At 61.6% G+C, this 12552-nt stretch carries 14 protein-coding genes and 1 pseudogene; 12 read left to right on the forward strand and 3 right to left on the reverse strand.

The features are described from left to right. The 4 genes from EN991_RS07270 to EN991_RS07285 form a co-directional block, all read left to right on the forward strand. Positions 1 to 925 (forward strand): acyl-CoA dehydrogenase family protein (locus EN991_RS07270; protein WP_164768902.1); only part of this gene is annotated, 925 nt, incomplete at its 5' end. A gap of 12 nt (positions 926 to 937) precedes the next feature. After that, on the forward strand, positions 938 to 1798 hold the full coding sequence (locus EN991_RS07275; protein ID WP_127368464.1) for a MaoC family dehydratase N-terminal domain-containing protein: 861 nt from the start codon (positions 938 to 940) through the stop codon (positions 1796 to 1798). Next, positions 1798 to 2634: a CoA ester lyase gene (locus tag EN991_RS07280; RefSeq protein WP_127368465.1), complete on the forward strand. Its 837-nt coding sequence runs from the start codon at positions 1798 to 1800 to the stop codon at positions 2632 to 2634. Before EN991_RS07275 ends, EN991_RS07280 begins: the two co-directional genes overlap by 1 nt. A gap of 2 nt (positions 2635 to 2636) precedes the next feature. Beyond that, positions 2637 to 4124 carry an NAD-dependent succinate-semialdehyde dehydrogenase gene (locus EN991_RS07285; protein WP_127368466.1) on the forward strand — a complete coding sequence of 496 codons (1488 nt, stop codon included), beginning with the start codon at positions 2637 to 2639 and terminating at the stop codon, positions 4122 to 4124. A gap of 26 nt (positions 4125 to 4150) precedes the next feature. On the opposite strand, the pseudogene EN991_RS07290 reads toward EN991_RS07285, so the two are convergent. Further along, positions 4151 to 4549: pseudogene (locus tag EN991_RS07290) on the reverse strand (enolase C-terminal domain-like protein); the annotation flags it as partial. A 125-nt stretch (positions 4550 to 4674) separates the two neighbouring features. Between EN991_RS07290 and EN991_RS07295 the strand changes: the two are divergent. Then, positions 4675 to 5046 carry a glycine cleavage T C-terminal barrel domain-containing protein gene (locus EN991_RS07295; protein WP_206519172.1) on the forward strand — a complete coding sequence of 124 codons (372 nt, stop codon included), beginning with the start codon at positions 4675 to 4677 and terminating at the stop codon, positions 5044 to 5046. Next, positions 5039 to 5614, forward strand: a complete 576-nt coding sequence (locus EN991_RS07300) for a sarcosine oxidase subunit gamma family protein (protein WP_127368468.1) — start codon at positions 5039 to 5041, stop codon at positions 5612 to 5614. Before EN991_RS07295 ends, EN991_RS07300 begins: the two co-directional genes overlap by 8 nt. A gap of 186 nt (positions 5615 to 5800) precedes the next feature. Here EN991_RS07300 and EN991_RS39790 read toward each other — a convergent pair whose 3' ends face one another. Both EN991_RS39790 and EN991_RS07305 read right to left on the reverse strand, forming a co-directional pair. Then, a complete protein-coding gene (locus tag EN991_RS39790) occupies positions 5801 to 5947 on the reverse strand; it encodes a hypothetical protein (RefSeq protein ID WP_164766215.1) in 147 nt (48 codons plus the stop codon). Between the two features lies 1 nt (position 5948). Next, on the reverse strand, positions 5949 to 7379 hold the full coding sequence (locus EN991_RS07305; RefSeq protein ID WP_127368469.1) for an NAD-dependent succinate-semialdehyde dehydrogenase: 1431 nt from the start codon (positions 7377 to 7379) through the stop codon (positions 5949 to 5951). Between the two features lie 110 nt (positions 7380 to 7489). Between EN991_RS07305 and EN991_RS07310 the strand changes: the two genes are divergently transcribed. The 6 genes from EN991_RS07310 to EN991_RS07335 form a co-directional block, all read left to right on the forward strand. After that, positions 7490 to 8170 (forward strand): GntR family transcriptional regulator, encoded by a 681-nt coding sequence (locus EN991_RS07310; protein ID WP_127368470.1) that lies wholly within the window; start codon positions 7490 to 7492, stop codon positions 8168 to 8170. 3 nt (positions 8171 to 8173) lie between these two features. After that, positions 8174 to 9166, forward strand: a complete 993-nt coding sequence (locus tag EN991_RS07315) for a proline racemase family protein (protein ID WP_127368471.1) — start codon at positions 8174 to 8176, stop codon at positions 9164 to 9166. A gap of 29 nt (positions 9167 to 9195) precedes the next feature. Further along, a complete protein-coding gene (locus EN991_RS07320; RefSeq protein ID WP_056565156.1) occupies positions 9196 to 10038 on the forward strand; it encodes a transporter substrate-binding domain-containing protein in 843 nt (280 codons plus the stop codon). Between the two features lie 74 nt (positions 10039 to 10112). Beyond that, positions 10113 to 10769, forward strand: a complete 657-nt coding sequence (locus EN991_RS07325) for an amino acid ABC transporter permease (protein WP_127368472.1) — start codon at positions 10113 to 10115, stop codon at positions 10767 to 10769. Then, positions 10766 to 11623 (forward strand): amino acid ABC transporter ATP-binding protein, encoded by an 858-nt coding sequence (locus EN991_RS07330; protein ID WP_127368473.1) that lies wholly within the window; start codon positions 10766 to 10768, stop codon positions 11621 to 11623. The genes EN991_RS07325 and EN991_RS07330 overlap by 4 nt, the downstream gene beginning before the upstream one ends. Positions 11624 to 11707: 84 nt before the next feature. Further along, on the forward strand, positions 11708 to 12552 hold an 845-nt coding region (locus EN991_RS07335; RefSeq protein ID WP_127368474.1), incomplete at its 3' end, for an aldehyde dehydrogenase family protein.

Consider the following 12552-nt stretch of genomic DNA (forward strand, 5'->3'; position numbering starts at 1 on the left):
ATGCAATGGTGCGGCTTGCCATGCACAGATGTATGTCATGGGCACGGTGCTGCGCCACGGCAATGAATCGCAGAAGCAGCGCTATCTTCCGCAAATCGCCTCCGGACAATTGAGGCTGCAGGCGTTCGGTGTGACCGAACCGACCAGCGGCACCGACACCACTTCAATCCGTAGCTTCGCGCGCAACGACGGCGATTACTACGTGGTCAACGGCCAGAAGATCTGGACAAGCCGGGCGGAACATTCCGACCTCATGTTGCTGCTCGCGCGCACCACCCCCAAGGATCAGGTGGCCAAACGGACCGAAGGCCTGTCGGTGTTTATTCTCGACATGCGGGAAGCGCTCAAGCAGGGTCTCTCAATCCGGCCGATCCGGACGATGATGAACCATTCCACGACAGAGGTCTTTTTCGACAATGTGAAAATCCCTGCCGAAAACCTGATCGGTGAGGAGGGCAAGGGCTTCCGGTATATCCTCTCCGGGATGAATGCCGAGCGGATCCTGATCGCCGCCGAATGTGTCGGCGACGCAAAGTGGCTGATCAACAAGGCTTCTACCTACGCATGCGACCGCAATGTCTTCGGCCGGGCCATCGGCGCCAACCAGGGCGTCCAGTTTCCCATCGCAAGGGCTTACGCCAACATGCGTGCAGCCGAACTCATGGTCCGCGAAGCCACCCGGCTCTATGAGGCCGGCCAGGACTGCGGCGCTGAAGCGAACATGGCCAAGATGCTGGCTGCTGATGCTTCCAACGAAGCCGCCAACGCCTGTATCCAGACGCATGGCGGCTTCGGGTTCGCCGAAGAGTATGACGTCGAACGCAAGTTTCGCGAAACCAGGCTTTACCAGGTTGCCCCGATCTCGACGAACCTCATCCTGTCCTATCTCTCCGAGCATGTGCTCGGGATGCCGCGTTCGTACTGACGGTCAGGGCCAGTGGACACGACCCAGCAGGACTTATCGGCGCAATGGCATGGCCGTCAGACCGAAAGCATCGATGTTGTTTCGGAGCGCCTCGTAGAGAGCTTCTGCGCCGTTTTTGAACCCCATCTAGCGCCGCTGCCCGCAGATACCGCCCCGTTGGGCATTCATTGGTGCCTGTCGCCGGCCATTGCCGGAATGGGACAGTTGGGGGCTGACGGTCACCCCGCCAAGAATCTGTCTTTGCCGCCCGTGCCGCTGCCGCGCCGCATGTGGGCTGGCGGTGAGCTACAGGTGCATGATCACCTTAGAGTTGGTGACAAAGTCCGCAAGGTCTCTACGATCCAGGACATAGTGCGCAAGCAAGGCCGATCCGGTGAACTCTGGTTCGTCGCGGTCGGCCACACGTACCATTCCGACCGTGGTCTCGCCCTGAGTGAACGACAGGACATCGTCTACCGGGAAGCCGCGGGATTGGGGAATGGCGTGTCTCGAAACACCTCGCCGGCGGCACCCACGACAATCCGGCCAGCAGCGCAAGTGTGGTCTGTCATTCCTTCGTCGACGTTGCTCTTCCGCTATTCCGCGATCACCTTTAATGGTCACCGTATACACTACGACTGGCCTTATGCGACCGAGGCTGAAGGCTACGAGGGACTGGTTGTCCATGGCCCCCTCCAGGCTACGCTCCTTCTCAACCTCGCGGCGTCCCAAGGCGTCGCTATACCCCTGACGTTTCGCTACCGCGGGATAGCTCCGGCGATCGCGGACCGTGCACTGACCGTCAGGGCCGGCGTCGATGGTCGGCGCCTCTGGACACAAGGCGAGGGCGGCGCGGTGCACATGGAAGCCGATATCGATAGGGGTATGGCCTGATGTGTACACAGGGCAACGTGCATTTTACGTCTGTCGCGCCTTTGTTCGTTCCGGCCGATCGGCCAGAGCGTTTTGAAAAGGCCGACCGGTCCGGAGCCGACACGGTCATTATTGATCTTGAGGACGCTGTTGCGCCTGCCGCCAAGGATGGCGCCCGGTCCAATCTTCACCATGCCCTGACATTGCGGAACCCCACCTACGTCCGGGTGAATGGCCAAGACAGCAGCTGGTATGCTGCCGACCTTGCTGCGCTCAGGACACTCGGGCTTCGGCGGATCTGCCTGCCGAAAGCGCAGTCCGCAGCGACCCTCGACGCGGTGGTTCGGGTTTTGGGTGGCGACATCGAGATCATAGCGCTGATCGAGACGGCGCGGGGGCTGGAAGCGGCGGGGGCGTTGGCCGCTCATTCGCATGTCGCCAGGCTGGCCTTCGGACCTGCGGATTTTGCGCTGGACTTGGGGGTTCCCGCCTCTCATGACCTCAAAGCGCATGCCATGATGCGGCTGGCGGTGGCGAGCAGGGCCGCCGGCAAGCCCCTGCCGTTGGATGGCCCATCCTTCGAGGTCACGGACGCCGCCAGACTGGCCACCGAATGCCGGCAGGCCTTGGATCATGGGGCCGGGGGGAAGCTTTGCATACACCCTGCCCAGACTTCCCATGTCAGCTCGGCTTTCCAGCCGAGTGACGAGCAACTGCGCTGGGCGCAGCGCGTCGTCGACGCGGCCCGGGACGGCGCAGCGCGCCTTGTCGACGGCAGGATGATCGATGCTCCCATTGTAGCCCAGGCCTGGGCACTACTCGCGCGGGACCGTTCGCAATTTAGTAAAGGTGTCTAACCATGGCCGTATCAGCGACACTCCTCAACAAGATCAAGGACAAGGATCTGATCCGGGAAGCGGGATTGATCGGCAAAGAGTGGCTCGGCCAGTCCCGGTCCGGGCAAACCTTCGAGGTGACCAACCCTTCAAACAGCGAAGTGCTGGCCACGCTGCCCGATTTTACCCGAGCCGAGATCGCCAAGGCGATCGATGTCGCCTATGTCGCCCAGAAGGAGTGGGCTGCCCGCACCGGCAAGGAGCGCGCTGCAGTCATTCGGCGCTGGTACGATTTGACGATCGCCAATCTCGATGACCTGGCGACGATCCTGACCGCTGAAATGGGGAAGCCGTTTGCCGAGTCCAAGGGCGAGATCCTCTACGGCGCGTCCTACATCGAATGGTTTGGCGAAGAGGCCAAGCGCGTCTATGGCGACACCATCCCGGGGCATGCCCGTGACAAGCGGATCGTCGTGATCAAGCAACCTGTAGGGGTTGTCGGCGCCGTTACACCCTGGAACTTTCCCTCAGCGATGGTAGCGCGCAAAATCGCTCCGGCGCTGGCGGCAGGTTGCTCGACCGTCTTCAAACCGGCAGCCCTGACACCACTCTCCGCCCTGGCGCTGGCGGTACTTGCGGAAAGGGCAGGGGTGCCGGCCGGACTGGTGAGCATTGTCCCGATCACGAAAAGCTCGGACTTCGGCGATGAGGTTTGCGAAAACGAGAAGGTCCGCAAACTCACGTTCACCGGGTCGACCGAAGTCGGCCGCACTCTCATGGCGCAAGCCTCCGCGCAAGTCATGAAACTGAGCATGGAACTGGGCGGCAACGCGCCCTTCATTGTCTTCGACGATGCCGATGTCGATGCGGCCGTCGAAGGAGCCATCGTCTCCAAGTTCCGCAATGCTGGCCAGACCTGTGTCTGCGCCAATCGCCTTTACGTGCAGAGCGGCATCTACCAAGAGTTCGCCGACAAGCTCGCGCGTCGCGTCAACACCTTCAAGATCGGTGACGGCTTCGCGGAAGGCACCGACATCGGCCCGCTAGTCGACGACCGCGCCGTATCGAAGGTGAGGCGTCACATTGAGAATGCCGTCTCCCAGGGCGCCAGCATTGTGGCGGGTGGGCCAGACCATCCTCTTGGCGGCAATTTTTTTTGGCCGACCGTCCTGACTGGGGTAACCTCCGAGATGGCGGTGGCCCGTGAAGAAACGTTCGGGCCGTTGGCGCCCTTATTCCGTTTCGAAACCGTCAACGACGTCATTGAGATGGCAAATGATACCGAATTCGGGCTTGCGGCCTATTTCTACGCCAAGGACATGGGCCGCGTGTGGGCCGTTGCGGAGGCCTTGGAATACGGCATGGTCGGCATCAACACCGGCTTGATTTCGACCGAAGTCGCGCCGTTCGGCGGTATCAAGCAGTCGGGTTTTGGCCGGGAAGGCTCGAAATACGGCGTCGATGATTACCTGGAGCTGAAATATTTGTGTTTTGGAGGCCTAACGAGCTAGGGGCAACACAAGCCTTTTCTTGCGTCCTACATATCCGAAAGGCGCGTTGAGAGATCGGGACGTTCAAAGACGGCGGACTGCAGCTCCGTGCCGAGCCCCGGTCCTTCCATCGGAAGAACGTACCCGTCGACGACACGTGGCAACTCGGTGACCAATTCCTTGTACCAGCCAGTATAGAAGGCGCGCACGGATTCCTGGATCAGCGTGTTGGGCTGTGAGAAGGACGAGTGGACTGCCGCCACATACGCCACCGGTCCCGTGCAGTCGTGCGGCGCATAGGGACGATGATAGGTATCGGCCAGTGCTGCGATCTTGCGGCCTTCGGTGAGCCCGCCGGTCCACACCAGGTCCGTCATGACTATGCCGATCGCGCCCGCCTCCAGCATATCCTTGTAGGGGAATCGCGATCCCAGCGTCTCGGAGGCGGGCTGGCTCTGAGTACGACATCATCCCCTTCGGAACCGAGGCGCTGCATGTCCTGCGCGCCGAGCGCGGCTTCGTCGTGGTGGGACAGGACACCGACGGGACGGTCACTCCCATGGATCTTGGGATGGGCTGGATCGTCTCGAAAAAGAAGAGCGACTTCATCGGCAAACGCGGGTTCTCCGCTCCGGAAGTGGCGCGCGAGGGTCGCAAGCAGTTCGTCGGGCTTTTGACCGAGAAGCCCAACTACGTGATTCCGTTTGGCTCGCATCTGGTCGAGAATGCCACCCAGAAACCGCCGCTCAAAACCGTTGGCTGGGTCTGCTCGACCTATTGGTCCGAAACGCTGGGGCGCTCGATCGCACTCGCGTTGGTGGAGAACGGCCGAGCGCGCATCGGCCAGACCTCGACCGTCCGCAACATCAACGGCGATGTGGAAAAGGTAACCCTCACGCAGCCCTGCTTCTTCGATCCAAAGGGAGAACGTGCAAATGCTTAATCGTGTCGGTTTCGAGCCCGTTGAATGCTCACTAATTTCGGCGAAGGCGCCCGTACGCGGCGCGGCAAATCTGGACCAGGTCGACCAATTCGGTGCGATCAACCTGCGCCTGTCCAATGCAAGCCTACCTGCGAAGGTGACGAAGGAATACGGATTGCTGCTGCCCGCGAGCCCCAACACTTTCACTCAAGAAGGTGATGTGACGGTGCTTTGGCTGGGCCCAGACGAGTGGATGATCCATGCGCCTTTCACAAAGACCCACGATCTGAAGCAGGGACTGGAGAGTGAGCTCGCGGACCGGCACGTTGCGGTGACGGATGTCTCGGACAACTCGGTAGCCATGGAACTGGGCGGCCAATCCGCCCGGCGCATTCTTGAGAAGGGCTGCCCGCTCGACCTCCATCCGCGTGCGTTCGGCCCCGGCCAATGTGCGCAGAGCCATTTTCTCCAGGCGGTGATCCTGCTGGCTCAAACCGAAAGCGATCGGTTCCTGCTTCGGGTGCGCCGTTCGATGAGTGAGTACCTGTGGGATGCCCTCGCCGACGCCATCCTGAAGGAAAGTCATTGAGCTGGATTGCCGTGGCGGCGGCATCGCTCCCGCCTCGAACACTTCGTCGATCTTGCGATAGATGTCGAACCGGCCTTCGCCTTTCAACATGAAGAGCTGCGCGGTGCGATAATGTTCGTCGCCCGCTGAAAGAAGTTGCGCGCACTGATCCAGTCGCCGTGAGCCTCGGCCACGCGACCTCGCTCTTCAGATTTGCGTGCATCTTCTATGGCGCGTGAAAATTCCTGCTCCAACGGCGACCGCGTCGCGATGCACGCGCCACATGCCGACGCGGTCGAACAAGTCATAGTTCGCCAGCGAGCGCTCGCCGTCTTTCTCACGGAGATCGGCCACGCTACATCTCGGTCACGAACTTCGTCCGCAGATAGGCGTCGAGGCCTTCGATGCCGCTTTCCGACCCATAGCCGGATTCATGAACGCCGCCGAACGGTGTTTCCGGTGTCGACACCATCATGTGGTTGACGCCGACCATTCCGGCTTCCAACGCCGCCTCGGTCTTTTGGGCAAGGGTGAGATTGCGGGTGAAGACAAAGGAAGCCAGTCCGTAGGGCAGCGAATTGGCCCGCTCGATCATGTCGTCGAAGGTCGAGAAGGTGGTCGTCGGCGCGATCGGCCCGAACGGCTCCTCGGACATGATACGCGCCGTGTCGGGCACGTCTTTCAGCAATGTCGGGGCGTAGAAATAGCCTTTGTTGCCGACACGTTTGCCGCCGGTGATGACAGTCGCGCCCTTCGCCGTTGCATCGCTGACGAAACCGTCCATGGCATCGAGCCGCCGTGGCGCAATCATCGGCCCCATCTGCACAGCGCTGTCGAGACCGTCTCCAATCCTGAGCTTTTCGGCGCGGGCGGCAAAGCCGTCGATGAAGCGGTCGTAGACAGCCTCATGCACATAGAAGCGGGTCGGCGAGGTGCACACCTGGCCGGCGTTGCGGAACTTGAAGGCGACCACAGTATCGAGCGTCTTGTCGAGGTCGGCATCCTCATAGACGATGACGGGGGCGTGGCCGCCAAGCTCCATGGTGCAGCGCTTCAACGTGTCGGCAGCCTGCTTCTGCAGCAGCTTGCCAACTGCGGTCGAGCCGGTCAGCGAGACCTTCTTCGGGATCGGCGAGGCGATCAGATAGGACGAAACCCGCGCAGGCTCGCCGAACACGATGTTGAGCACGCCCGCCGGCAGTCCTGCGTCCTGGAAGCAGCGGGCGATCGCCACGGCGGTTCCGGGCGTTTCCTCCGCCGGTTTCAGAATGATCGAGCAGCCGGCGCCAAGCGCGCCCGAGATCTTGCGAATGACATTGCTGGCCGGGAAGTTCCAGGCGGCGAAGGCGACGACCGGGCCGACCGGTTCCTTGAACACCATCTGCCGCACCCCGGGCAGCCGGGCAGGGACGATACGGCCATAGGCGCGCTTGCCTTCTTCCGCATACCAGCGGGTCGCGTCCGCTGCGAACTGCACCTCGCCGGTGGCTTCCGCCAGCGCCTTGCCGTTTTCCATCGTCAGCGTGCGGGCAATGGTGTCCTTGCGCTGCTCGATCAGGTCGGCGGCCTTGTCCATGATCGCCCAGCGCTGCATGGCGGTCATGGTCTTCCACAGCTTGAAGCCTTTGAGCGAGGCCGCGAGAGCGCGGTCGAGATCAGCCTCCGTGGCATGCGGCACGGTCGCCAACACTTCTTCGGTGGCGGGATTGATCAGCGTTTCGGACTTACCGTCCGATCCCTGGCACCACACGCCGTCAATCAGCAGCTCGATCGTCTCTGGATACATGTCCTAGCCCTTTCAGCCCGGCGGGGCGCGGAAAGCGCCGGGAGATTACACGTCACAAGAAAGTTTCCGCCATGCCTTGACCTGTACATTGTATACAGTATGGTGTCGACATGATTTTAGCGCGCATCCAGAAATTGTCGGTCGCCATCCCCGAGAATCTCGCCGAGATGCTCGAGGAGGAAATCATCTTCGGCCGCCTCAAATCCCGGGAGCGATTGACCGAGGAAATGGTCGCCGCGCGCTACGGCGTCAGCCGGTCACCGGTGCGCGAGGCGCTGAGGCTGCTCGAGCGGGACGGCCTGGTGATGCGCGAGGCCAGGCGCGGCATCTGGGTCTCGCCGATGTCGCAGCGCGATTTCGATGAGGTCTACACTTGCCGCATCGAGCTGGAAGGGCTGGTAGCCAAGCAAGCCGCCGAATCCGCAGACATCGAGAAGAAGGCTGAGTTCAAGAGCCTGTTGTCGGAGCTGAAGCAGGCCCAGGCCAGGAAAGATGCGCGGCAGTTCTTCATCGTCGACGTGCGCGGCTCCTTCCTGACCTACACGCTGGCCGGCAACAAGACGCTGACACGCCTGCTTGGTGGGCTGGAAAAGCAGGCCTTGCGTTACCGCTATCACGCCTACGAGCAGGATCCGAAGATCATCCAGCTGTCGCTCGACGACACGGCCCGCATCTATGATGCGATCACCGCCGGCGATGGCGAAAGCGCCAAGGCGATGACCGAAAACCTCATCCGGGAAATCTGGCAGAGCATGCGGGCCGGCATTCGCGACGCTTTCGGAGAGGGCTAGGTCGTGTCCAGCTTTGCGTCAGCGTTCAGCGTCATCGATTCCCATACCGCCGGCCATCCCACACGCGTCATCCTGAGCGGCGTTCCGAAACTCTCCGGTTCGAGCGTGCGGGAGAAGCGCGACCATTTCCGCGATCGCTTCGACCACCTGCGCCCGGCACTGCTGCATGAGCCGCGCGGCCATGCGGCCATGGTCGGTCTCGTACCGGTCGCCTCTGAAGTCGCCGACTATGGGGCGTTCTTCATCTCGTCCTATGTCTATCTCGACATGTGCGGTCACGGCACGATCGGCCTTGCCAGGACGTTGGCCTTCACAGGACAGATTTCTGTCGAAACCGGCGACAGCTTTACGCTGGAAACGCCGGCGGGGATCGTGACCATTCATCTGATCTGGAACGAAGACGGCTCGCTCGACCGGGCGCGGATCGCCAATGTCCCGAGCTATGTCGGGCTGGAGCGCTTAAGCGTTTCCGTCGAAGGTGTCGGCAAGGTCGATGCCGCAATCGTCTACGCCGGCATGTGGTACGCGCTGGTAGACGCCGTGCCACTCGGGTCCAAGCTGATCCCGGACAATGCGTCGGCCCTTATGCTGGCCGGCGCCAGGATCAAGGCCGCGATCAAGGCGGCGACCAAAGACCTGCCGCTGCTGGCCGGCGCAGCCGCACCGAGCGTGCTGTTCTACGATGCGGACAGCGAGTATTCGGCGACGCATTTCCTTGTCCTGGAATCCAACAAATTCGACCGCTCGCCATGCGGCACCGGCACGTCAGCGCGCCTGACCTATCTGCTTGAGAAGGGGTTGATCCGTCCCGACCAGACCTATCACGCCAGAAACATCTTCGGCATTCCGTTCGAGGCGCGCCTGCAACAGCGCGTCGAGGAGCAAGGCCGCGACGCGATGATCATCGAGATCGAGGGCTCGGCCTTCATCACCTCGACCCAGACAATCTATTTCGAGAAGGGCGACCCTCTCTCGAAGGGATTTCTAGCCCGGTAATCACCAAAAACTCAGAAAAGGGGAATGACATGAAATTCACAGTAATGCGTACGTTCATGGCCGCTTTGACCATTGGCCTCGGCCTGCTCACGGCGCCGATCGCAGCCTCCGCGGACGACAATCCGTCCGCCGTCATCGACCAGATCCGCGCCAGCGGCGTGCTCAAGGTTCCGGTAATGACCGGCGAGGAGCCGGGCTACATCAAGGATCCGGCCACCGGCCAGTGGAGCGGCTTCTACTACGAATTCCTGGGCGAGATCGCGACCCAGCTCGGCGTCAAGCTCGAGCCTGTCGAAACGACCTGGGGCAATCTGGCCGCCGACTTCCAGTCCAACAAGATCGACATCGCCATCGGCGTCAATCCGAACCCGAAGCGCGGTCTTGTCGTCGACTATCTGTGGGAGCCGCTGTTCACCGACGCCTGGGCCGTGCTGACGCCTCCCGGCAAGCCGGTGAAGACCTGGGCCGAACTCAATTCGCCGGACAAGACCGTCGTCGTGCAGAAGGGCAGCACCATGCAGGTCGTCGCCGAAGCCCTGCTGCCGAAGGCCAAGATCACGCCGGTGGAAGATCGTGGCCTGGCGCTTATGGAACTCCAGGCTGGTCGCGCCGATGGTGTCGTGCTTTCCATTTTCGACGCGCTGCAGATCACCAACCAGAAGATCGGCAATGTCTCGTTGCCTGAGCCGATCCTGCGCAATCCGGCAACGCTGGCCGTCGCCCGCAAGCCCGGCAATGCAGGCTACATCAACTTCCTGACCAATTGGATCCTGCAGGAGCGTTCGCTAGGCCTCGCCCAGGGCAAGCTTGCCCGCTCCTGGGAAGCTCGCGGCATCGATCTGTCGATCCTTCCGGCAGGTTTCTCCTTCTGATCGAAACAGCCTGATCGCCGCCGGGTGCGGCGGTCAGGCCACCACTGGACGTGCATCGAACCAGTGAGGACAACATGCTATTCGACTACACAGTCATAACCAACAATATCGGGCTGCTCTGGCAGGGCCTCCTGATGACGATCTATTTCACCGTCATCACGATCGGTGCGGGCCTGCTGATCGGCCTGTTCATCGGGCTGATCCAGTTGAGCACGTTTAAGCCGCTGGTCATCCTCGGCCAGATCTATGTCGAGTTCTTCCGCAACATTCCGCTGCTCGTCACGCTTTTGTGGGTCTATTACGCCTTTCCGATCTTCGCCGGCATCAACGTCACCAGATTCTGGGCCGGCTTCATCGGGCTCAGCTGCTACGTCGGTTCCTTCTACGCCGAGATCCTGCGCGCCGGCGTCCAGTCGGTCGATCCCGGCCAGACGGATGCGGCCACCGCGATCGGCATGTCCTACGGCCAGCGCATGCGGCGGATCATCCTGCCGCAGGCTTTCCGAAAGATGATCCCGCCGCTTGCCGGCCAGTCGATCATCCAGATGAAGAACACGACGCTGCTGTCGATGATAACGGTCCCCGACCTTCTCTATCAGGCGAGCTATATCTCGAGTTTCACCTATCGGCCGATGGAAGTTTACACCGCCGTGGGCGTCATCTTCCTGATCATCCTGATCCCGTTGACCCTCTTGTCCAGGAAACTCGAAAGAAGAGGCAGCCTGAAATGATCGCCAGTCAACCAAGCGCCGTGACGGATAAGAACGACAAGCCTGTCCTGCGGCTAGACGGCATCTGCCTGAAGTTTGGCGACAAGCGCGTGCTGAACGGCATCGATCTGTCGGTGGTCGAAGGCGAGGTGGTCGTGCTGATCGGTGCGAGCGGATCGGGCAAGACGTCGCTGCTGCGCTGCATCAACCTACTCAACGTGCCGACTAGCGGCAGCATCGTCATCGATGACGAAACGCTGTTCGACAGGCGGGCCGATGGCAAGGGTGCCCAGATACCGGCCCACGAGGTCAACCGCATCCGCTCCAAGACCGGCATGGTCTTCCAGCAGTTTAATCTGTTCCCGCACATGACAGCGCTCGAAAACGTCATGGAAGGTCCGGTCATCGTCAAGAAGGAGCCGAAGGAGCAGGCGCGCCAGACGGCGCTGAAGCTTCTCGACCTCATGGGACTGTCGCAGCACATCGAAAAGTATCCGCGCCAGCTTTCCGGCGGCCAGCAGCAGCGAGTCGCGATCGCCCGGGCCATGGCCATGCAGCCGAAGGTCATGCTGTTCGACGAGCCGACTTCGGCGCTCGATCCAGAATTGGTCGGCGAAGTCATGAAGGCGATGGTCGAACTGGCCAGGAGCGGCATGACCATGGTGATCGTCACCCACGAGCTGGGCTTTGCCTTCGAGGTCGCCGATCGCGTGGTGTTTCTCGATCAGGGGCTGGTGGCGGAGCAGGGTCCGCCGGCCAAGGTGCTGCTGCATCCCGAACATCCGCGTCTGAAGAGTTTTGTCGGACGCTTTCATGAATCGGCGGATTTGCTTCGCCCGTTCCTCGAGGCGCGTGAAGCCGAGAAGGCATGCTGAACGCACGCCGCTTCGCGCAAAACAGTCAAGCGGACATCGTCGAATGCGCCGCCTTTCGAGCTGGCCGCAAAAGGAAAGATATCAATGACACTGAGTTTCGATCCGGCCACAATCGCCATCCCAAGGGGCCATCACATTGGTGGCCAGTACGTTGATTTACCCGGCGCGGAGATCGAGGTTCTCCGCCCCTCTGATCTCCAGCCCATGGGCGTGATCACCGATGGTGGCGAAGGTGCGGTACAACAGGCCGTCGATGCCGCGAAAACGGCGCTGGCGCAGAGCCGATGGGCGAAGATCGCGCCGCGCGATCGCGCCGCTGTGCTCACGCGTTTCGCGGCGCTGATCGAGGAGAACGCGACCTATCTCGGCCAGTTGGAAGCGATGGGATCGAGCCGGCTGATCTCGATGACGATTGTCCGCGACGCGGTGCGTACCGCCGGCGTCGTGCGCTACTACGCGGAGTTCTGCGACAAGATCGAAGGCACGGTCACTTCGACCGAGGCGAATGCGCTCAGCATCGTCAAGCATGAGCCCTATGGCATTGTCGGCGCGATCGTTCCCTGGAACTTCCCGATGATCACCGCCGCCTGGAAATTCGCCCCGGCGCTGGCTGCTGGCAATGCGGTGGTGATGAAGACCTCGGAACTGACTCCGCACAGCTTGCTCGCGCTGGCGGACCTTGCCGCCAGGGCCGGCGTTCCGGCCGGCCTGTTCAATGTCGTCAACGGTTACGGCCACACGACGGGAGCGGCGATCGTGCGCCATCCCGATATTCTGAAAATCTCCTTCACGGGCTCGACGCAGACCGGTGCCGCGATCATGACGCTGGCCGCCCAGTCCGGCATCAAGCCCGTCACGCTCGAACTTGGCGGCAAGAGCCCGCAACTGGTGCTGGCCGATGCCGGCGATATCGATGTGGTGGCCGGCCG

The organism is Mesorhizobium sp. M7A.F.Ca.US.005.03.2.1 (assembly GCF_003997795.1).
Lineage (GTDB): Bacteria > Pseudomonadota > Alphaproteobacteria > Rhizobiales > Rhizobiaceae > Mesorhizobium > Mesorhizobium ciceri.

Excerpts from the sequence above, each read along its gene's own strand:
- EN991_RS07310 (WP_127368470.1), top strand. The coding sequence starts at position 7,490 with ATGATTTTAGCGCGCATCCAGAAATTGTCGGTCGCCATCCCCGAGAAT.
- EN991_RS07285 (WP_127368466.1), top strand. The coding sequence starts at position 2,637 with ATGGCCGTATCAGCGACACTCCTCAACAAGATCAAGGACAAGGATCTG.
- EN991_RS07280 (WP_127368465.1), top strand. The coding sequence starts at position 1,798 with ATGTGTACACAGGGCAACGTGCATTTTACGTCTGTCGCGCCTTTGTTC.
- EN991_RS07300 (WP_127368468.1), top strand. The coding sequence starts at position 5,039 with ATGCTTAATCGTGTCGGTTTCGAGCCCGTTGAATGCTCACTAATTTCG.
- EN991_RS07305 (WP_127368469.1), bottom strand. The coding sequence starts at position 7,379 with ATGTATCCAGAGACGATCGAGCTGCTGATTGACGGCGTGTGGTGCCAG.
- EN991_RS07325 (WP_127368472.1), top strand. The coding sequence starts at position 10,113 with ATGCTATTCGACTACACAGTCATAACCAACAATATCGGGCTGCTCTGG.
- EN991_RS07320 (WP_056565156.1), top strand. The coding sequence starts at position 9,196 with ATGAAATTCACAGTAATGCGTACGTTCATGGCCGCTTTGACCATTGGC.
- EN991_RS07330 (WP_127368473.1), top strand. The coding sequence starts at position 10,766 with ATGATCGCCAGTCAACCAAGCGCCGTGACGGATAAGAACGACAAGCCT.
- EN991_RS07295 (WP_206519172.1), top strand. The coding sequence starts at position 4,675 with ATGGGCTGGATCGTCTCGAAAAAGAAGAGCGACTTCATCGGCAAACGC.